Source organism: Bacillus cereus, assembly GCF_002577405.1.
In the GTDB taxonomy this organism is placed as follows: Bacteria; Bacillota; Bacilli; order Bacillales; family Bacillaceae_G; genus Bacillus_A; species Bacillus_A cereus_AU.
Genome location: NZ_NULR01000013.1, coordinates 423,896 through 443,793, shown reverse-complemented (window position 1 = coordinate 443,793; position 19,898 = coordinate 423,896). Strand labels below are relative to the sequence as shown.

Here is a 19,898-nt window from a genome sequence, read left to right as displayed (position 1 = left end):
CCTAACCTCTTTGCTTTCGCTGAATTTTGAGGCAGGAGGCTTACTGCCCACAAATAGCGGGATAAAGAAAAACCCCGTTCACTTTGACGGGGTTTGAAACTTTTCTGTTAAAGCACGCTCTACAATAGGAGGCACAAGATCTACTACACTTCCTCCATATCTCGCAACTTCTTTCACAATACTCGAGCTTAAAAATGAATATTGGTTGTTTGTCATAATAAAGAAGGTTTCAATGTTTTCATCTAATTTTCGATTCATAGAAGTAATTTGCATCTCATATTCAAAATCAGATACCGCTCGTAAACCACGTAAAATCGCATTTGCATTACGCATTTTTGCATACTCCACCAATAATCCACTATGTGAATCCACTTTTACATTCGGGATATCTTTTGTCGCTTCTCGAATTAATTCTAAGCGCTCTTCAACTGAAAAAAACGGTTTTTTTGATGAATTGTTTAAGACAACTACGTACACCTCATCAAATACTTTTGCTCCCCTTTTAATAATATCCAGATGCCCAAGGGTAATTGGATCAAAACTTCCTGAAGAAATAGCTATACTTGTCATTCTGTCCCCTCACCTTCATACTTATAAATCGATATTGCTGTAATGCCATAATTCTCAGCTCGTACTTTGGCAAGCCTGCCTATAGAATCAGGTAAAACTACGTCATTACCATGCTCCGCCATAATTAGTCCATCACTATGTAGCAATCCATGTTGATCCATCACACTAATTAAAGATACAATTTTTTGCTCTTTATATGGCGGATCAATTAATATAAGATCGAATGATATTTCACGTTTTATAAGTGCCTTTACCGCACGCTCCGCATCATTCCGATATACTTCCGCTTGTTCCTGTATTCTACAACTTTCTAAATTTTGATGAATTACTTTTATTGCTTTACTATCTCGATCAACAAAGATCGCTTTATCAATCCCTCTACTTATGGCCTCAATTCCAAGACCACCACTACCACCAAATAAATCAAGGGCAATACCACCATCAAAATAAGGACCTATCATATTAAAAATAGATTCTTTCACTTTATCTGTCGTTGGACGTGTTGTATTACCAGGCACCGCTTTAAGTGGGTGTCCTTTACATTTACCTGAAACTACTCTCATCTGTTGTCACTACCTTTATTTCAATCTATCGAGCGATTATAGAAAATCCTTCTCAATTCGGTAACCGCTACCAAACTATACTATTCCATGAAGCGTTTCATTCACCTTTCAACTTACAATAAGGAACTTTGGCTTAAAATAACCGCTCGTCATTTTATATATATTCATCTCACCATTTCCTAATACGAACCCATTACGTATATTAGTTCCACTTTACCTTTTTTATCCTATCATAAAATAAAAAAAAGAAAAATAAAAAGCCTAACATAAATTTTAATTTCATTATGTATATCTTCATTTAGATTGGACATAAATAAATATAACAACATCACCTTCGATGTTGTTGCCAACCGCGGAGAAGACTTACGTTTCCCCATAAGTTCTTCCTCCGGTTTCTCCTCTCCCTTTGCCTTCTTGCTAGTACATACTAGTATAAGAAGGGCCCTGCATTGCAGGGTTTTTTTCTTTGTCTACTTTTCATTTAAAAAGTGAGATGGTACAGTAAAAGAAAGAGGAGGAAAAAATATGATTCAACGCTTTATAGAACTCGGAGAAGGCTACTCTGACTTATATGAATTACTTGAAATTGCCAAAGCAAACAAAGAACGCATAACACATATGTTACAATTTGAAACTGTAAAAAACGAACAAAAAGTATGTTCACTTGTTGTAATACTAAAACCTACAACTACTGGTGATTTCCAGCCATTATACATATGTCGTGAAGGCATTCCTGTACTCGAAAATAAAAAAAGCAAACGTGTCGTTTTATTTGAAGAAATGGCAGAACAAATAGGGAAAAAAGTCACTACCTTTACTGTAAAACCGTCAACAACTTTCCCTGAAAAAGAACTATTTTTTAATCATCTAATTGGTATTTTGCGAATGAACAACTTCATTCCTCCAATGAAGTAACACGTTATTTCAAGTGAAAAAACCCCCGCTAAATTTAGCAGGGGTTTTTTCACTTAACTATAATCGTATTCCTTTGCCCGATCAGGACGGGAATTTTCAAATTCCGTTTTTAAAAACGGACGGTACGACTGTTCTATCTTTTTCACAAAAGGAAGTTTGTTCAACTTATGCATCATATGCTCAATTTGTTCCATATCACAATATACAACGGCATATTTTAATCGTTTTGATATGTAATGTATGTTTCCATATTTCCTTAAAATCTTGGCATGTTTCAATGAATGTAAATAAACAATCATACTTTGTCGTTGCCCGAACATAATCTTCTCCATCTTCTCCTTTTTAAAACTTATATTTTATATTATATGAAAACCAATCAGAAATTTATGACACGATTGGACAAACTCTGTATACGTTTTCTTCCATCTTCTAAAAAACGGGGTACATCACCCCGTTTTTTTACAACCGCAACCGCCGCCAGTACCACAGCCTCCACCACAGCCACCAGCATCAAAGAATGGATTTCCTGTTGGCACTTTAATGGAAGAAGATACCTCCGAACCGATTGCTACACTTACTTCATCCAATAACTTTTGCAAAGCAGTTTCTGCTCGTTTAAAAGTCGCAATCTTATCATGCAAGTCTACAGAACGCTTTAATTCTCTCATTTTCGTTGACACGATAGTATAGTCAGGGTGGTATTTCCCAAAACGTTGTACTTCCTCATACCGTTCTTTCATCGCTGTAAATTGCTGAATTAGCGCTTGAACTTCCATATCTTCATGCAATTCTTTATAACACTTACGATAATCTTCTGCTATATCTGAACAGATAATCACTTTTGCAAGTTGCTCTGCTTTATCTAATATTAATACGCTTTCTAGCGTCGCTACAATCATGAGAGACACCTCCGAATATCCATCATACCACATTTAGAATAGAACTACTAATTGAAGCGCCTCACTTAAAAGAAAGATAGGATCATAACTATTCTTCACATAATATCCATATAAACTTATGCATTAATATGTTCCGCTATATTATATTTAAGAACATCCCATTCCCCACTACTTTGTTTCACATAACTAATACACGCGTTTTTTAATGGTGTCTTAAACGTAATTTCATCTGGTGCAATTGCATGTAAAATCGCTTTTATTGCATGTGAATGAGCAACAATAATAATACGTTTACCAAAATGAGTTGCTGCAACATCTTCTAAAGCAGCAAAGCAACGAGCTACAATCTCTTCATCTTGCTCCATACCTTCCACTTTGCCCTCTGCAATTAACTCTCTGACAGCCGCAACTGGCTTCCCTGAAGCTTCTCCAAAGTTTCGTTCAACAAATCGCTCATCTAATAAAATCGATTGCAATCCAGCTGCCGCTGCGATTTCCTTAGCTGTCTCTTGCGCTCTAATTAACGGGCTACTTATAATTATATCCCACGGTTCTGGTTGTAAAGCAGCTGCACTTTGACTCGCTTGCTTCTTCCCAACTTCATTAAGCGGAATATCTTCTCGTCCCTGAATAATTTCTTGAAAATTCCAATCAGTTTGTCCATGTCGCACTAAACAAATTTCCGTCATGCTGCAACTCCTTTTTAAATAATCCATTTCTATTGTAACAAAAGTTACGCATGACGGACATATTTTTCATTCCCAATTATGTCGCATTTTGCTGCTTCATATACTGAAACATATCAATCATAATCGAAGCAACAGACAATTGATTTTGAAATTTTTCTACTTTATCTGGTATCGTTTTTTTGAAATGTTGCATTGCGGCTAGCTCAAAAGCCTCTTTTTCTTCGGGGTTTCGCGTTAATTTCCTATACCAGTACGGCTGCTCCCTAATGTAGCGAGATAAATCCTCATCAGCTTTTATAAACTCCATAAGTTCTGCTCTCATCATCTTTCCCCCTAATCCTTCTGAAAGAAAAATGGATTATTTTCTGAAGTACTTTGTTCTTGCTGCTCGCGCTTTCCTTGAAACTGTTGAATGACTTGCTGTACGCTACCAATTGCACTTGTCACATTGGCTAAATGGTGCTGCATTTGTTCCACATCTAGCTTTTTAAAGAAAGAAAGCATTTGCCCCATCACATCAGCAGTTTTTTCCTCTTCAGTTCGATTATCTTTTTCTTTTACTTTCTCATTTTTTTTTGCTGAAGAAAATGCAGGCGCTCCATCAGGTCTATAAGTTGCCCAAATTGGATCTTCTTCACCAACTAAGTACCATTCTTCATAAAATTGTTGCCAAGTTTTTCCACCACTTCTAACCTCATGAACCATTTTAGGGTGATGGTTTACAAACTCTTTAAACTGTTGAACCGATGGATGTAACGGCCCTTTTGTTGTTGGCATAATCCTCACCTCTTCATGTGTTTCTACTATATTGTAAGAAAAAAAAGGCGCATGGTTCGCCTATTTTTAGACGATTCATGCACCTTTTTATCCCGCTATTCGCATACGGTAAGATACCCACCGTACAATTCGGTGAGTCCGAGGGAGTTAGCCGGGGGATTACTTACCCGTAACAGCCCGCTACTTAAAGTTTCACTTTATTTTCGAATAAAGTTTTGTGTATAAAATTTATCATATACCCCAACACCTAATCCGGTAAATTGTTCATTTAATAAATTTTTTCTATGGCCCTCACTATTTAACCAGCCCTGTACCGCCGCAATCCCATCACTATGTTGCGCGGCTATGTTCTCACCAGCAAGTTGAAACCCTACTTGCCCGCGTTGCAAACGATCTCCTAACGTACCTAATGTAGGTGAATCGTGTGAAAAATAATTATTGTCCTTCATATCTTTACTATGACCAATAGCAACATCTGCTGTTGGTTGATCCCATGTTAACAACGGCAATTCATGACGACTTCGAATAATATTTGTTAAATCAAAAATTTGTTGCATATTTCCATTATCTACTTGTTTCATTTTTTCTGGCGTCAATGGTTGTTCTTCCAATAATTCACCTGAATAAACAAGCTGATACGGTCTTTGTCGTAATAACGTTTCATCATCCATATAACGAACACCAACAAGCTCATGTGTAAAATGATCAAAATATAATTGTGCCCACCCATCTTCTACAGATATTAACGGCTGTTCCATTACTTCGGTATCAGATAACTCAAATTGATAACTATTCTTTCCTCTTTTTAATGAAATCTCATGTGAGAACGGATTCTTTTTATATACTTCTTCATACTTTTCATTTATATAATAAGGCGTCACCTTAACTTGTTCACCAGCAACATACGCCGTTACAACTTTACGTTCAGCAACCCCAAATTGAACATAATGAGCTAAATCTTGATTGTACACCCACCATTCATATCCGTAAGCAGATGGCTCGATTCGAGATGGTTCGCCCCACTTCGCTAATAAGTTTTCAGAATCCCCACCAATCATATTTAAAACAGTGTCTGATGAGTCTTCAATTAATTTCTTTTTCTTTTTCACAATCTTATTTTCTTGCTTTGATTGCGAGGGGGTTAATATATATTGTGAAACGAGTAATTTCCCGTATAAATCAACAGCTAAAATTAAAATTGTAATCATTACGATACGCAATAATTTCTTCAAACGATATACCTCCTGCAAAAAAACATAAAATTGAGATATACACAAATCCTTTTATTTCCTTTTTTGTGTGTACCGTACTCTTCTCACTATATCATATTTTCGTGAAAAAAGTCTGGATTATCCCTTTTCTCTCAATATGAATTGCACTTTCTTATTATTCATACTATTATAAAAATAATGGTGTAATATTAAAAAAGGAGGTATTCTATGCAATTTACAAATACGAAATTTAACGGGGCAGTCATTGATTTAACACTTTTAACCGAAATTATGGAAAATAACCATTTTGTACTTGCTGGACAGTGGGATTATGAACGGGTTACATACGATTATAAATTTGAGATATTAACAGATGTTTATTATTTGCGAGTGCAAGGTATTGCTATTGAAGGTGACATCGGCAGCAGACACGCTGAAGTAAAACTACTCCCTCCCTTATTAGGAAAGCATTATTATCCTCATGGCGTTGAATATGGTGATGATGAGACTTTCCCAACGAATGTACTCCAAAAAAGTGAACAACTCCTTCAAAATGTCGAAAAAGAATTAAAAGAATTTCAAATTATCGAGTAACCAAAAACGAGTGCATCATACTGATGCACTCGTTTTTTATCCCGCATTAACGCCCGATTGGTTCAACTAATAGTCAGTGGGGATGAACAAAACCCCACTGATTAAAGTTTCACTTTATTTCGTCTGCAAATAGGGTGGTAATTGTTGCAGTTGCTCTTTATCCTTTTCACGTTCTCTACGTGCCCATCTAAAGAATACATAGCCAATAATCGTACCGTACACTATTTCCTGGACAATTTTCATAATGATACCGCCAGTTTGTTGATCTTGTACTACTGGCATCCAGTGCAAAAATTCTGGTCCCGTTATATTTAAATCTGATAAAGTTCCTGCTGGTACACATAGTTCCATCGCTTTCATCCAAGCAGTTGAATCCGTATACGTTGCAAATAACGGGGCAGTCGCAAAAATGATTAATGCACAAGCTGGCGTTAATAATATACCGTTAGCAAACATGTAACCCAGTTTTTTTATATCACTTAACGTTTGATATTCTGGTAATGGATTTAGCATCGGCCACCACATCATCATTGCTGCAAAAAACAAAATAGCAAGGCAAATAGGATGTAAAATTTGACTTTGTTTTACAGTATCAAACACAACTGGCAAATGATAAAAGGAAAATAAACCATTAAATACAAACAAAGCAATGAGTGGTTTTGCAAAGACTTTCAGCATAATTTGAATAAACTTAAAAGAAGTAATATAACGATATAACCAAACTGGTATACCAAGTAGTAATAATGGCGGTACTGCAATATACATAATCGCCATTTCAAACATATGTGCACTAAATACAATATGTCCTATTAAATCGATTGGTCCCCCCTTTACAAAATACAAAAGAACAATTCCAACCGTAAAATAGAAAATCTGTTTTTTACTTACTTTAGTCGCATTTTCAAATCGGTCTCTATACGGTCCAATAATTAAAAAGTACCCTGTCAAAATAGATATCATAAACAACATAAATATAGGACTCCATAAAGCTTGAAAACCGAATATCCATAAGTTACCCATTTTCCACACCTACCTTCTAAAAACTGTTTTCTGTTTTCACTTAACGTGAAGAGGGGACTGTGATAGCACAAGTCCCCGATTTTTCACTTTTTAAATCCATACAATTGTCATAAAAGCTAATATTGTAATTAGCCCTATTAACAAGCCCGAATAGAGAAAGAAACTCGCCGCCTCATGTCCTTTATGGCTCATATGCATAAAATAATACAATTGAAAAATTACTTGCACCACTGCTAATAGTAAAATAAACGGAACAGAGAAAATCGGACTAAAAGTTTTTGGATATGCCACTGCTACAAATGCAACTAATGTTAGGAAAATCATTAGTGCAAACGTAATAACTTGATGTCTCATTTCCTCTGCACTTTTTCTCTTCCGATAAACAAGATCAACTTTAGGGTTATTCGTTTGTTTGATTACCATTGTTTATCCCACCATTCCCATCAAATATACTACAGTGAAAATAAACACCCAAACTACGTCAATAAAGTGCCAATAAATTGATGCAACGTAAAACTTTGGTGCATTGTATAAATTTAAGCCCCGCTTCGCATTTCTGAAGATTAAAGTTAATATCCAACAAAGTCCAAACAATACGTGGAGCCCGTGTGTACCAACAAGAGCATAGAATGCAGACCCAAATGCGCTACTTCTCATAGTATGCTTGAATTCATGCGTATAATGATAAAACTCATATATTTCAAATCCCAAAAAGCCTAAACCAAGTAACACTGTTATAAGTAGCCAAAACTGCATTTTTTTGAAGTTGAAATTTTTCATATGATACATTGCATATACACTCGTTAAACTACTCGTTAATAAAAGCATTGTCATGATGAATACAAGCGGCATTTGAAACATTTCTTGCGATGTTGGTCCACCATTTGTAGAGTTTTTTAATGCTAAATATGTGCCAAATAAGGAAGCGAACAACACTGTTTCGCCTCCAAGAAATAACCAAAAACCGACAAACTTATTTTTGCCCTCAAGGGTTGCTTTTTCAGGCTCTGCTGGAAATGTTTCATTCGTTAATTTTTCATCTACATGCATTATGCCTTGCCCCCCTTATCCTCTAAATCTTCCTTATGAATATGATATCCATGATCATCGATTACCGAACGTAGGAACATTGTGCCAAATGTAATGATTAAACCAATAATTGCTACTAACAACCAGAACTTATCTTTTCCGCCTTGCATATACATTGCACCAAACGCTGCTATAAATAAGCCTAGAGAAATAGTAAATGGTGCAAATGAAGGATTCGGCATATGGATATCACCAACTGGTTCCGCCGCTGTCATCTCTTTATTCCCTTCACGTTTTTCAATCCAGAACGGATCTAACCCGCGAACAAATGGTAATTGTTTAAAATTGTATTCCGGTGTAGGTGCTGGCATTGTCCATTCTAATGTACGTCCATCCCATGGATCACGACCAGCCTTCTCTTTTGATACTGTTGTTTTAATTACATTGAATAGAAGAACAATTGTTCCAAGAGCCATAAAAATTGCTCCAATAGAACTAATCATATTTCCCATTTCCAATCCTTGCCCCTCTAGGTATGTGTAGTAACGACGTGGCATACCAATTAATCCAAGGAAGTGCTGAATAAAGAACGTTAAATGGAAACCAATGAAGAATAACCAAAATGTGATTTTTCCTAACGTTTCATTTAACACTTTATTAAACATCAGTGGCCAATAATAATGAGCCCCCGCAAGTAAACCAAATACCACACCACCAACGATTACATAATGAAAGTGCGCTACTACGAAATAGTTATCATGAAATTGATAATCAGCTGGTGCAGATGCAAGCATAACGCCAGTAACTCCACCCATTACGAATGATGGAATAAAAGCTACTGCCCACATCATTGGTGTTGTAAAACGAATACTTCCGCCCCACATTGTAAAGAGCCAGTTGAATATTTTAATACCTGTCGGAACTGCAATCGCCATTGTTGCAACCGAGAAAATAGCATTTGCAACTGGACCAAGGCCTACTGTAAACATGTGATGCGCCCATACCATAAAACCTAAAAATCCAATCAATACTGTCGCAAACACCATCGATGAATAACCAAATAATCGTTTTTTCGAAAACGTCGCGAAGATTTCTGAGAATATTCCGAAAGCTGGGAGTATAAGAATGTATACTTCTGGATGACCGAAAATCCAGAATAAATGCTCCCATATAATTGTATTTCCGCCTAATACTGGATTAAAGAAACTTGTTCCAAATAAACGATCTAACATTAAAAGTCCTAATCCTACAGTTAACGGTGGAAAAGCGAATAATATAAGCGAAGATGTGACAAATGTTGTCCATGTAAACATCGGCATACGCATATACGTCATTCCTGGCGCACGCATATTTATAATTGTAACAAGGAAGTTAATACCACCAATTAATGTACCAATACCAGATATTTGTAAACCGAGCACATAAAAATCAACACCATGGCCTTTAGAGGCTAACGCTAAAGATGCATAAGATGTCCAACCTGCATCTGGTGCTCCACCTAAAAACCAACTTAAATTTAAAAATACTCCACCAAAGAAAAATAACCAAAATCCAAGTGAATTCAAAAACGGGAACGCTACATCACGCGCACCAATTTGCAGTGGTACGGCGGCGTTCATAAATGCAAACACGAGTGGCATAGCTGCGAGGAAAATCATTGTTGTACCGTGCATCGTTAATACTTGATTATAAGCATCCCCAACAAGAAATGCATTGTTAGGAATCGCTAATTGAAGGCGAATAAATAATGCTTCTATTCCGCCTATTATAAAAAACAATCCACCTGCAATTAAATAGAGAATGGCAATCTTTTTATGGTCTACTGTCGTTAAATAATCCCATATGACAGCACCCATCCCCTGTTTTTTTGCTACAGAACTCACGTCTTCAACCTCCCCTTCGCGAATAATCCCTCTTTACTTTTCAACTTTTAACGTTTGTAAATATGCATTTAATGCATCAATTTGATCATCCGTTAAGTTGCCATATTTACCAGTCATTTTATTTCCTGGCTTCATATTTTCAGGATCTTTAAGCCATTTTTTTAAATTTTCTTCATTGTTTTCGGCAATACCGGCAACCATATCGCGATCAGCAAAGTTCGCTAAGTTTGGTGCGATACGAGCGGAAGGTGGTCTACTATCATTAGATCCAACTGCATGACAACCAATACAACTTTTATTAAATATTTCTTGGCCCTCTTGCGCTTTTGTTGAAGCTACTTCTTTTTTCCCATCAATCTTTTTCATATCAGCAAGCCATTTTTTGTACTCGCTTTCATCTAAAGCTTTCACTTTAAATTGCATTAAAGAATGTGATGGGCCGCAAAATTCTGTACAAAAACCATTATAAGTGCCTGATTTATCTGCCTTTAACCACATTTTGTTCACATTATCTGTGTTGGTATCCATTTTCCCAGCTAAAGATGGAACCCAAAATGAATGTTTAATATCGGCACCCTTCAAATTCAAATACACTTTCTTACCTGTGGGGATGACTAAATCTTGAGAAGTGACTATTTTTTCTGATTTATAAGAAAATTCCCACCAATAAAGATTCGCTGTTACATCAACAACGATAGTATCTTTATCAATATTCTTTTTCTCCATCGCACTTACATCAGCAAGTTTGAATGTATATGTAACCGTTGGAACAGCTAAGATTAGTAAAAGAATAATCGGAATAACTGTCCATATAATTTCTAGTTTGTGATTTCCTTCAACTTGCTCTGGAATATAGTCTTCCTGACCTTTCTTTTGTCGGAAACGCACAATTACATATAAGAAAATAATAGTAACTACTAGTACTACTCCTACCATGATCGCACTTGCTAGTAAGAGCAAATCATATTGCATTTTTGCTACTTCTCCTTGCGGAATTAAAGTAGATTGAAAGGCTTTACCGCATCCCCCTAACAGTAAAGCCAGCAGTGAAACGAACGAAAGCAGTCGCCACTGTTTCTTCATACAAACAACCCCCACTTTCTTTGTGAATTAGATTGTACTTTATAGTTAAGTAAAGTAAATCTCAACGTAAAGAAATCCAATTATGTCGTTGTCTTAGAAGAATGTAACTACAATCATTGATACAAATAAGATTGTTAAATAATTTAGGGAATAAACAAACATTTGTACGGACCATTTGATGTCATCTTTCTTACGGAAGCCATAAAACCCTAAAACGATCCATCCGATGTTAAGCAATGTTGCGATTACCATAAATGTTATCCCAAGTCCACTCATATAAAATGGTAGTGGTAATAAACATACTGTCCAAATCATGATTTGGCGTTTCGTAATTTCAAATCCATGAACTACAGGAAGCATTGGGATTCCTGCATTTCGATATTCATCAACACGCTTCATCGCTAATGCGAGGAAATGTGGGATTTGCCAAATAAACATAATTAAAAATAACATCCAAGCAATTGGATGGCCTAAAGTTGGATCAACTGCTGCCCATCCAATTAAAGGTGGAACTGCTCCAGATATACTACCTACAACAGTATTTAATGTATACTTTCTCTTTGTCCATAAAGTGTATAAGACAACATATGTGAAAGCACCAATAAACCCCATTAATACTGCCATCGGTGTTGTTAATAATAAGAATACAAATCCAAGAAGTAATATAACTAATCCAAATGTAAGTGCGAATCCTGGTTTATACTTTCCAGTAACCGTTGGACGTGTTTTTGTTCTTTCCATTAACGGATCGATGTCTCGATCAATATAGTTATTTAAGCAACATACCCCTGCCATAATTAATCCAGAACCAACGATTGTAAAAAATAGCTTATCCAGATTGTCCATCACACTTAATCCATTAAAGTGTAACGCCAACCAAAATCCTGTAAATACAGTAAGTGTATTTGAGTTTACAATCCCCATTTTAACGAGCGCTGATAAATCTTGTAACCGAGTTGTTTCCGGTACACTTGTTACAGCTGACTCATCATGCAGCTCACTTGTTGCATGGTTCATCACTTTAACCCCCTCTTAAAACTTTCATCTTTCTTTTTGCGCCTATTTCAAATGAAATAATTCGCTTCTATATAGCAATATTATTACAGTAGAAATATTGTTAACCCATTCTACTACTAATCTACGCCCATACTCCAATATATTAAATCACATTTCCCGAACATTTTGTGAAGAAAACATGAACTTTTTGTGTCGAATATAAAAAACTTAATTCTTACCTACTTTTATCATAACATGATGTTACCTTCTATAATAAACTATTTTGTCATATTTAACACGTATTCTCCCCATTTCTTTTCAAAATAGCCTGTTTTTCACCTAAAAATTTCCTTATAAACCCTATTTTCACACCCGTTTTCTCTAGCTTGTCATCCCCCGCCATTTCTTTGCTATTTTATTATTTTTTATATATCATAGGAACTAGCGCGTTTTATTCTATACATAATGGAATGAAAATATTTCGCAATAACTTCATAGCAGAAAGATGGTGAAAGAGATTGCAACGCTTTATTAAATGGTTAGCAGTCATTACAAGCCTTGATTTATTAGTAGTATTACTAGGAGGCGCTTTAGTTACAAAAACAGGTTCTGGCCAAGGCTGCGGTAAATCATGGCCACTTTGTAACGGTGAATTAGTTCCATCTAATTTATCCATGGAAACTATTATTGAACTAAGTCATCGTTTAACATCAGGATCAGCAGGGATTCTCGTCACTCTCCTTTGTATTTTATCCTGGAAATATTATAAACATGTGCGCGAAACAAAAACGTTAGCAATTTTATCCTTCGTATTTTTAGTTGCACAAGCATTGATGGGAGCAGCAGCAGTTGTTTGGGGTCAAATGCCGGCTGTACTTGCTATCCATTTCGGTATTTCCTTAATTTCATTCGCTTCTGTCATTTTGTTAACGTGCCTTATTTTTGAAATTGATCAGAAATTTGATGCACGCTCACTTATTATGGACAAAAAGATGAAATTCCATATTTATGGTGTAACAATTTACTGTTATATCGTTGTCTACACAGGAGCTTTAGTACGTCACGAACGAGCTAGCTTAGCCTGTCCAGACTTCCCTTTATGTAGCAAGAATAGACCTATGCCAACTCAACTACATGAGTGGGTTCAAATGGGACATAGATTTGCAGCAATGTTAATTTTCGCTTGGATACTATATGCAATGATTATTGCTATTCGCCATTACAAACAGCAACGTGTAGTATACTGGGGATGGGTCATTTCATTTATCCTTGTTACACTTCAAGCTGTAGTAGGAGTTTTAGTCGTATTTACAAATGCTAGTTTGCCAATGGCATTATTACATTCACTCTTCATTTCTTGCCTGTTTGCTGTACTGTGCTATTTAGTTATGTTAAGTACAAGAAGTACCGTGAACGCAAAAGAAGCAGAGTTGACTTCTAAGCGAACAAAATAAACATTAAATACCTTGCCATTTTGGCAAGGTATTCTTTGTAATACAGTAAAACTTACGTCAGTGACAATTTCGTCCTCGTTCGCCGATTATTTGTTAACACCAATCGAGGTTTTACAATATAAAAAGAGCTGTGCTTTCACACAGCTCTTTTTATATTTTAGTGATCTAATTCAATAAGTAAGTCACCCGTTTGAATTGCATCCCCATCATTAACATATACTTTCTTCACTTTACCATTGAATGGCGCTTGAACTGTCGTTTCCATTTTCATCGCTTCCGTAATTGCCATAGAATCGCCTTTTTTCACTTCATCGCCTTCTTTTACAACTACTTTAATAACCGTTCCTGGCATTGTTGCGTTAATATGATTTGGATTTTCACGGTTTCCTTTCATACGTTGGGCAACTGTTGCTTTCACACTTTCATCTTTCACAACAATTTCACGTGGTTGACCGTTGAATTCCAAGTAAAGAACACGATTTCCATCCGGCTGAGGTTCTCCAATTGATACTAGTTTAACCATCAATGTTTTACCTTGTTCAATTTCCACATCGATTTCTTCACCAAGTCTCATACCATAGAAGAATGTCGGTGTATCAAGCACAGATACATTACCATAAATCTCAGCAACTTTTTCGTAGTCCATAAATACTTTTGGATACAATGCATACGCCACTACATCAAAAATCGTTACTTCGCGTCCGAGTTTATGGAATAATTCTTCTTTTAAAGCGTCAAAATCTACTGGCTCTAGTAATTCACCTGGTCTTACTGTTAACGGCTCTTTCCCTTTTAAAATAATTTCTTGTAATTCTTTCGGGAAACCACCGTATGGTTGTCCTAAATCTCCTGAGAACATTTCAACAACAGATCCCGGGAAGTCCATAGAATGTCCTCGTTCTAAAACATCTTGTTCTGTCAGGTGATTTTGAACCATAAATAATGCCATATCACCAACAACTTTTGATGATGGCGTTACTTTTACAATATCCCCAAACATGTCATTCACACGACGGTACATTACTTTTACTTCATCAAAGCGATCTCCTAAACCAACAGCTTTAGCTTGTTGCTGAAGATTACTATATTGTCCGCCCGGCATTTCGTGCATATATACCTCTGTGTGAGGTGCATTCATACCACTTTCAAACGGTGCATAGTATTTACGTACATCTTCCCAATAATGAGATAATTTTTCTAATGAATCTATATTAACATCTGGTTGTCTTTCATTTCCGCCTAATGCATAGTATAGTGTATTCGCACTTGGTTGTGACGTTTGACCAGCCATAGAGCTCACTGCTACATCGACAATATCTACACCAGCTTCAATCGCCTTCGTATACGTTAATATACCATTTCCACTCGTATCGTGTGTGTGTAGGTGAATCGGAATCGATACCGTCTCTTTTAATGCCGAAACTAAATCATATGCCGCGTTAGGTTTTAGTAAGCCCGCCATATCTTTGATTCCTAATATATGAGCTCCTGATGCTTCTAATTCTTTTGCTAAGTTTTTATAATAATTCAAATCATACTTGCTACGTAACGGATCATGAATATCCCCTGTGTAACACATTGTCGCTTCTGCAATTTTACCAGTATCTCGTACAGCATCAATCGCAACTCTCATACCTTCTACCCAGTTTAAGCTATCAAAAATACGGAACACATCAATTCCTGCTTGAGCAGAACATTCCACAAATTTTTGAATTAAATTATCTGGATAGTTTTTGTAACCTACTGCGTTTGAAGAACGAAGTAACATTTGGAATAAAACGTTTGGCATTTTTTCACGAAGATCTAGTAATCGTTCCCATGGATCTTCCTTTAAGAAACGATACGCGACATCAAACGTTGCACCGCCCCACATTTCCGCTGAGAATAGGTTTGGTAACATTCTCGCTGTTGGCTCTGCAATTTGATGTAAATCTTTTGTACGAATACGAGTTGCAAGTAATGACTGATGTCCATCACGGAATGTTGTATCCGTTAAAAGTACACGTTTTTGATCTTGTACCCACTTTACTAATCCATCCGCTCCACGCTCATCCAAAATTTGTTTCGTTCCATTTTGGATTGGCTCTGAGTGTTTTACGCTTGGTATACGAGCATCAGGGAAAATTGGCTTCTCTTTTTTCCCTACTCCTGGGAAACCATTTACTGTTACTGAACCAATATAATTTAACATTTTCGTTCCACGGTCTTTACGTTTCGGGAACAAGAATAGTTCAGGGGACACATCAATAAACGAAGTATCATATTCTCCTGATAAAAAGTTTTTATGTTTTACTACATTCTCTAGGAATGGAATATTTGTTTTAATACCACGAATACGGAATTCTTTTAAGTTACGTTCCATTTTTGCAGCAGCTTGTTCAAAAGTAAGCGCCCAAGTTGTAACTTTTACAAGTAAAGAATCATAGTAAGGTGTAATAACTGCACCTTGGAAACTATTACCTGTATCAAGACGCACACCAAAACCACCACCTGATCGGTACGCCATTATTTTTCCTGTATCCGGCATGAAATTATTTAGTGGATCCTCAGTCGTTACACGAGATTGGATTGCAAATCCATGTACAACCACTTCCTCTTGCGTCGGTACACCTACTACCTTACTATGTAACGCATGTCCATCAGCTATTAAAATTTGTGATTGAACGATATCCACTCCTGTAATCATCTCTGTAATCGTATGTTCCACTTGAACACGTGGATTTACTTCAATGAAATAGAAATCATTATCTTTTACAAGGAATTCTACTGTTCCTGCGTTTAAATAATTCACATTCTTCGTCAATTTAACAGCAGCTTCACAAATACGTTGACGCAAATCATCTGAAAGTGACACACTCGGTGCAATTTCTACAACTTTTTGATGACGACGTTGTACAGAACAGTCACGCTCGTATAAATGAACAACATTGCCCTCTTCATCTGCTAAAATTTGTACTTCTATATGTTTAGGTTTTTCAACGAATTTTTCTACATATACTTCATCATTACCAAAGGCTGCTTTTGCTTCTGACTTCGCTCGATTATACGATTCTCTTAATTCTTCACTAGTACGTACAATACGCATGCCACGACCGCCACCGCCAAGGGACGCTTTAATAATAATCGGATAATCATACTTTTCAGCAAATTCCACGACTTCTTCTATTGAATTTACTGGACCATCACTACCAGGAATAACTGGGATTTGTGCTAGCTGCGCTTGTGTTCTTGCTTTAACTTTATCTCCAAACATATCTAAATGCTTACTTTTTGGACCGATAAAGATGATCCCTTCTTCTTCACAACGTTTTGCGAATTGAATATTTTCTGACAAGAAACCATATCCAGGGTGGATTGCATCTACATGATTACTTTTCGCAATCTCAATAATGCCCTCAATATCTAGATAAGCATCAATTGGCTTTTTTCCTTCCCCAACTAAATAGGACTCATCGGCTTTATAGCGATGATAAGAACCACTATCCTCTTTCGAATAGATTGCAACTGTTTTTAATCCAAGTTCCGAACAAGCTCGAAACACACGAATTGCAATCTCTCCACGGTTAGCTACCAATACTTTTTGAATACGTTGCAGCTTTGTCATGATTTTCCCCCTCTACTTTCCTACCACTCTAGAGATAAAATATGTACACACCCTAAAGAGCGTGAAGTTCTTCACTTTCCACATTATATTATACTTAGAAAGCTTCACTTTATTTTTATCCATCATACCTTATTTTTTAACAAATGATAAGTTTTCTGATCAATTTGTTTCACAAAAATAGTATAGCATACCTCTTACTTTTCTAACAACTTAATTGTATATCACATTTAATTAAATGTGATATATTTTTTAACATATTAAAAAAATAATATATCATATTTAAACTTATTAAAAAAGAAAAAAACACATCGTGCTCTAAAGCACAATGTGTTTTTTATTTTACAACTACAAGATGTGGTCCACCTTGTTCTCTTTCCTTAATTAACTCATTCTGTTGTTTCTCTTCTCTTTTTACATGACTAGCAATATTCAATAATATACCCATCGCAAGTAGATTAGCTAATAACGAACTCCCGCCATAACTAACAAACGGTAAAGGCACTCCCGTAAGCGGTATTAATCCAGACATACCACCGACATTAACAAAAGTTTGTATTCCCAGTAAACTCGCAATACCAATCGCAATTAAACTTCCAAATGGATCTTTACACTTTTGCGCCACTCTAAACGAACGAATTATTATAAGTAATAAACAGATTAAAATGATAGCTACACCTATAAAGCCTAGTTCTTCAGATATTATCGCCATAATAAAATCCGTTTGCGGCTCTGGTAAGTAACCATACTTTTGCACACTATTCCCCAACCCTCTACCATTCAGCCCCCCAGAAGCAATTCCAATAAATGAATTTACTAATTGAAACCCATCATTTTGAGGGTCGTTAAACGGATCAAGAAATACTGAGAATCGAGCTTTTTGGTATGGACTTAACTTGTAACTTCCAATAAAATACAACGCCGGTATCCATATGATAGACGTTAAAAAGAATCTCTTTATCCACAAATTAACATTAACTCCTGAACAAAAGAACATAATCAGTACAGTTCCACATATTAGTATATCGGTCCCTAAGTCGTTTTGAAGCAAAATGATTACTACTGCTCCACCGACAACAGCTAGTGGTGGAATGATTCCTTGTAAAAAAGGCGTTTGCATCTCTTGTTTCTTAGCAAAAAAGTTTGCTAGTATAATAATAACTGCTATTTTTACAAACTCAGCCGGTTGTATACCTAGTATCCACCCTTTTGCACCATTTACATTCTCACCGAAAATTAAGGCTGCTGCTAGTAAGACAAGACTCCCTAATCCCATCGCTGACAAAATTATTCGTTTTCTCCAAATTTTATAAGGTATTACAAGGACAATCACTAACAGTATTGTTCCAATAGCTAGAGCAAGTAATTGTTTTTTAAAAAAGTAATTTGCTGGCCAGTTATGCCTCGAGATCGCAACAATGGAACTAGAACTATATACCATTATAACTCCCAACACACATAAGATAACAAGAGGAAGTAATAATGAATAATCCATCGATTTCCATACTTTTTTCATTTCATTTCCTCTCTCTGTTTCGATTTAATTATTGTTGTATTCCATATGTATAAGGGTTCTTCCTGCTTTATTATACAAATAAAAAGCTCAAACTATTTTAGTTTGAGCCCCCTTATTTGAACCCGTTATTGTTGTTTGTTTGTAAATGCTTCATGAAGTGCAGATAACTCACGTTCGAGCTCACCTAACATTGCTTTCCCTTGTTCTTCTGCAATAAGACCAAGGCGAACTGCAAAATCGACCTCGCGGGATAGTCCAAACATCTGCGTGTCTAACACTTCTTCATATAATGGACATTGCGGCATTGTAAGATGGTCCATTTGCACCTTAATAAGTCTTAAAATCTTCTCTGCATCCGCTCGTAGAAGGGCTAGTGCCTTTTCCTGATGATTTGATACTGTCTCAGACGCCAAATTGATTCCCTCCGTTTCCGTCCTACTCTCTCCTATCTATTAATATTAGCGATAGTTTTAATAAATTGCAATAGAAACATTTTTTGTGACAACAGTGTCTAATACTATTATACTGAAAAGTGGGAGTATAACACAAATGGGGGAACAACAATGAGCGAAATTTTATTTATTAACGGAAAAGTTCGTTTTCCAATTACTATAGATCCAACTGTTTGGATTTTTGATGACCGAAAAGTAGATTTAACAACTTTCTTTGATGAAACTAGAGAAGAACCGTCAGAAATGGAGACTTATTTAAAACACACTTCAGAACATTGGGATCGTGAAATCCGGGATGGAGCTGCTTTCCCACCAATACAACAAAGTGTAAAGAAATTTAAAAAAGAGCAACTGATTACCGGAACATTTGGTATACCATTTCATCCTTTCCTTACTAACGCTGAAATTCTAGAAGACGCTATGCAAGTTGAAATTGAAACAGTAGATACTACCATTACACTTCCATTAGAAACGGCCAGCAAGGCCATTCTTGGTTTTTCAAAAGAAGGAAAACCATTAAAAGAGGACGGACCTGTGCATCTATATTTCAATGATGGATCTAACAGACAAAATCCGATCCGTAACATCCGTAAATTTACAATTATTTAATGTGTATAAAAAGGAGTGAGCCTAGGCTCACTCCTTT

The 19,898-nt window shown here is 36.2% G+C and carries 21 protein-coding genes; 4 read left to right on the top strand and 17 right to left on the bottom strand.

The window, feature by feature from the left end; translation table 11 throughout:
* Positions 1 to 78: 78 nt before the first annotated feature.
* Positions 79 to 570 carry a pantetheine-phosphate adenylyltransferase gene (gene coaD, locus COC96_RS18300; protein ID WP_098267899.1) on the bottom strand — a complete coding sequence of 164 codons (492 nt, stop codon included), beginning with the start codon at positions 568 to 570 and terminating at the stop codon, positions 79 to 81.
* Positions 567 to 1,133: a 16S rRNA (guanine(966)-N(2))-methyltransferase RsmD gene (gene rsmD, locus COC96_RS18295; protein ID WP_098267900.1), complete on the bottom strand. Its 567-nt coding sequence runs from the start codon at positions 1,131 to 1,133 to the stop codon at positions 567 to 569. Before rsmD ends, coaD begins: the two co-directional genes overlap by 4 nt.
* 525 nt (positions 1,134 to 1,658) lie before the next feature.
* On the opposite strand from rsmD, the gene COC96_RS18290 reads away from it, so the two are divergent.
* Entirely contained in the window at positions 1,659 to 2,048 is a 390-nt protein-coding gene (locus COC96_RS18290; protein WP_097904446.1) for a DUF7147 family protein, read from the top strand.
* Between the two features lie 53 nt (positions 2,049 to 2,101).
* On the opposite strand, the gene COC96_RS18285 is transcribed toward COC96_RS18290, so the two are convergent.
* From COC96_RS18285 to COC96_RS18260, 6 genes are all read right to left on the bottom strand, one after another.
* Positions 2,102 to 2,368 carry a YlbG family protein gene (locus COC96_RS18285; protein WP_002093356.1) on the bottom strand — a complete coding sequence of 89 codons (267 nt, stop codon included), beginning with the start codon at positions 2,366 to 2,368 and terminating at the stop codon, positions 2,102 to 2,104.
* 126 nt (positions 2,369 to 2,494) lie between these two features.
* Positions 2,495 to 2,947 carry a YlbF family regulator gene (locus COC96_RS18280; protein ID WP_097904447.1) on the bottom strand — a complete coding sequence of 151 codons (453 nt, stop codon included), beginning with the start codon at positions 2,945 to 2,947 and terminating at the stop codon, positions 2,495 to 2,497.
* A 116-nt stretch (positions 2,948 to 3,063) separates the two neighbouring features.
* A complete protein-coding gene (locus COC96_RS18275; RefSeq protein WP_098267901.1) occupies positions 3,064 to 3,636 on the bottom strand; it encodes a histidine phosphatase family protein in 573 nt (190 codons plus the stop codon).
* A 76-nt stretch (positions 3,637 to 3,712) separates the two neighbouring features.
* The gene (locus COC96_RS18270) at positions 3,713 to 3,958 is read right to left on the bottom strand and encodes a YlbE-like family protein (protein WP_097904449.1); all 246 of its coding nucleotides are present in this window, start codon (positions 3,956 to 3,958) and stop codon (positions 3,713 to 3,715) included.
* An 11-nt stretch (positions 3,959 to 3,969) separates the two neighbouring features.
* Positions 3,970 to 4,413: a YlbD family protein gene (locus COC96_RS18265; RefSeq protein WP_097904450.1), complete on the bottom strand. Its 444-nt coding sequence runs from the start codon at positions 4,411 to 4,413 to the stop codon at positions 3,970 to 3,972.
* Positions 4,414 to 4,610: 197 nt separating this feature from the next.
* The gene (locus COC96_RS18260) at positions 4,611 to 5,645 is read right to left on the bottom strand and encodes a CAP domain-containing protein (RefSeq protein ID WP_098267902.1); all 1,035 of its coding nucleotides are present in this window, start codon (positions 5,643 to 5,645) and stop codon (positions 4,611 to 4,613) included.
* Positions 5,646 to 5,852: 207 nt separating this feature from the next.
* Between COC96_RS18260 and COC96_RS18255 the strand changes: the two genes are divergently transcribed.
* A complete protein-coding gene (locus COC96_RS18255) occupies positions 5,853 to 6,218 on the top strand; it encodes a YugN family protein (protein ID WP_098267903.1) in 366 nt (121 codons plus the stop codon).
* A gap of 114 nt (positions 6,219 to 6,332) precedes the next feature.
* Here the strand turns inward: COC96_RS18255 and ctaG are convergent, their stop codons facing one another.
* From ctaG to ctaB, 6 genes are all read right to left on the bottom strand, one after another.
* A complete protein-coding gene (gene ctaG / locus COC96_RS18250; protein ID WP_098267904.1) occupies positions 6,333 to 7,238 on the bottom strand; it encodes a cytochrome c oxidase assembly factor CtaG in 906 nt (301 codons plus the stop codon).
* Between the two features lie 90 nt (positions 7,239 to 7,328).
* A complete protein-coding gene (gene ctaF / locus COC96_RS18245; RefSeq protein WP_065382565.1) occupies positions 7,329 to 7,661 on the bottom strand; it encodes a cytochrome c oxidase subunit IVB in 333 nt (110 codons plus the stop codon).
* Between the two features lie 3 nt (positions 7,662 to 7,664).
* A complete protein-coding gene (gene ctaE, locus COC96_RS18240; RefSeq protein WP_098267905.1) occupies positions 7,665 to 8,288 on the bottom strand; it encodes a cytochrome c oxidase subunit III in 624 nt (207 codons plus the stop codon).
* Positions 8,288 to 10,123 carry a cytochrome c oxidase subunit I gene (ctaD, locus tag COC96_RS18235; protein ID WP_176538833.1) on the bottom strand — a complete coding sequence of 612 codons (1,836 nt, stop codon included), beginning with the start codon at positions 10,121 to 10,123 and terminating at the stop codon, positions 8,288 to 8,290. Before ctaD ends, ctaE begins: the two co-directional genes overlap by 1 nt.
* A 60-nt stretch (positions 10,124 to 10,183) precedes the next feature.
* The gene (gene coxB / locus COC96_RS18230) at positions 10,184 to 11,233 is read right to left on the bottom strand and encodes a cytochrome c oxidase subunit II (protein WP_000745268.1); all 1,050 of its coding nucleotides are present in this window, start codon (positions 11,231 to 11,233) and stop codon (positions 10,184 to 10,186) included.
* A gap of 93 nt (positions 11,234 to 11,326) precedes the next feature.
* Positions 11,327 to 12,250, bottom strand: coding sequence for a protoheme IX farnesyltransferase (ctaB, locus tag COC96_RS18225; RefSeq protein WP_097904455.1), 924 nt, complete (start codon positions 12,248 to 12,250; stop codon positions 11,327 to 11,329).
* 497 nt (positions 12,251 to 12,747) lie between these two features.
* On the opposite strand from ctaB, the gene ctaA reads away from it, so the two are divergent.
* Positions 12,748 to 13,683, top strand: coding sequence for a heme A synthase (gene ctaA / locus COC96_RS18220; RefSeq protein WP_098267907.1), 936 nt, complete (start codon positions 12,748 to 12,750; stop codon positions 13,681 to 13,683).
* Positions 13,684 to 13,840: 157 nt separating this feature from the next.
* Here the strand turns inward: ctaA and pyc are convergent, their stop codons facing one another.
* The 3 genes from pyc to COC96_RS18200 form a co-directional block, all read right to left on the bottom strand.
* Entirely contained in the window at positions 13,841 to 17,287 is a 3,447-nt protein-coding gene (pyc, locus tag COC96_RS18215) for a pyruvate carboxylase (RefSeq protein ID WP_098267908.1), read from the bottom strand.
* Between the two features lie 334 nt (positions 17,288 to 17,621).
* Complete coding sequence (gene ftsW / locus COC96_RS18205) at positions 17,622 to 18,800, bottom strand: putative lipid II flippase FtsW (protein ID WP_098267909.1); 1,179 nt, start codon at positions 18,798 to 18,800, stop codon at positions 17,622 to 17,624.
* 125 nt (positions 18,801 to 18,925) lie between these two features.
* Positions 18,926 to 19,213: a YlaN family protein gene (locus tag COC96_RS18200; RefSeq protein ID WP_000135699.1), complete on the bottom strand. Its 288-nt coding sequence runs from the start codon at positions 19,211 to 19,213 to the stop codon at positions 18,926 to 18,928.
* A gap of 150 nt (positions 19,214 to 19,363) precedes the next feature.
* Between COC96_RS18200 and COC96_RS18195 the strand changes: the two genes are divergently transcribed.
* Positions 19,364 to 19,861, top strand: a complete 498-nt coding sequence (locus tag COC96_RS18195) for a hypothetical protein (protein WP_098267910.1) — start codon at positions 19,364 to 19,366, stop codon at positions 19,859 to 19,861.
* Positions 19,862 to 19,898: the final 37 nt, after the last annotated feature.

Bases quoted from the DNA above. Each gene is read 5' to 3' on its own strand.
- coaD (WP_098267899.1), bottom strand. From the start codon at position 570: ATGACAAGTATAGCTATTTCTTCAGGAAGTTTTGATCCAATTACCCTT.
- rsmD (WP_098267900.1), bottom strand. From the start codon at position 1,133: ATGAGAGTAGTTTCAGGTAAATGTAAAGGACACCCACTTAAAGCGGTG.
- COC96_RS18290 (WP_097904446.1), top strand. From the start codon at position 1,659: ATGATTCAACGCTTTATAGAACTCGGAGAAGGCTACTCTGACTTATAT.
- COC96_RS18285 (WP_002093356.1), bottom strand. From the start codon at position 2,368: ATGTTCGGGCAACGACAAAGTATGATTGTTTATTTACATTCATTGAAA.
- COC96_RS18280 (WP_097904447.1), bottom strand. From the start codon at position 2,947: ATGATTGTAGCGACGCTAGAAAGCGTATTAATATTAGATAAAGCAGAG.
- COC96_RS18275 (WP_098267901.1), bottom strand. From the start codon at position 3,636: ATGACGGAAATTTGTTTAGTGCGACATGGACAAACTGATTGGAATTTT.
- COC96_RS18270 (WP_097904449.1), bottom strand. From the start codon at position 3,958: ATGAGAGCAGAACTTATGGAGTTTATAAAAGCTGATGAGGATTTATCT.
- COC96_RS18265 (WP_097904450.1), bottom strand. From the start codon at position 4,413: ATGCCAACAACAAAAGGGCCGTTACATCCATCGGTTCAACAGTTTAAA.
- COC96_RS18255 (WP_098267903.1), top strand. From the start codon at position 5,853: ATGCAATTTACAAATACGAAATTTAACGGGGCAGTCATTGATTTAACA.
- ctaG (WP_098267904.1), bottom strand. From the start codon at position 7,238: ATGGGTAACTTATGGATATTCGGTTTTCAAGCTTTATGGAGTCCTATA.
- ctaF (WP_065382565.1), bottom strand. From the start codon at position 7,661: ATGGTAATCAAACAAACGAATAACCCTAAAGTTGATCTTGTTTATCGG.
- ctaE (WP_098267905.1), bottom strand. From the start codon at position 8,288: ATGCATGTAGATGAAAAATTAACGAATGAAACATTTCCAGCAGAGCCT.
- ctaD (WP_176538833.1), bottom strand. From the start codon at position 10,123: ATGGGTGCTGTCATATGGGATTATTTAACGACAGTAGACCATAAAAAG.
- coxB (WP_000745268.1), bottom strand. From the start codon at position 11,233: ATGAAGAAACAGTGGCGACTGCTTTCGTTCGTTTCACTGCTGGCTTTA.
- ctaB (WP_097904455.1), bottom strand. From the start codon at position 12,250: ATGAACCATGCAACAAGTGAGCTGCATGATGAGTCAGCTGTAACAAGT.
- pyc (WP_098267908.1), bottom strand. From the start codon at position 17,287: ATGACAAAGCTGCAACGTATTCAAAAAGTATTGGTAGCTAACCGTGGA.
- ftsW (WP_098267909.1), bottom strand. From the start codon at position 18,800: ATGAAAAAAGTATGGAAATCGATGGATTATTCATTATTACTTCCTCTT.
- COC96_RS18195 (WP_098267910.1), top strand. From the start codon at position 19,364: ATGAGCGAAATTTTATTTATTAACGGAAAAGTTCGTTTTCCAATTACT.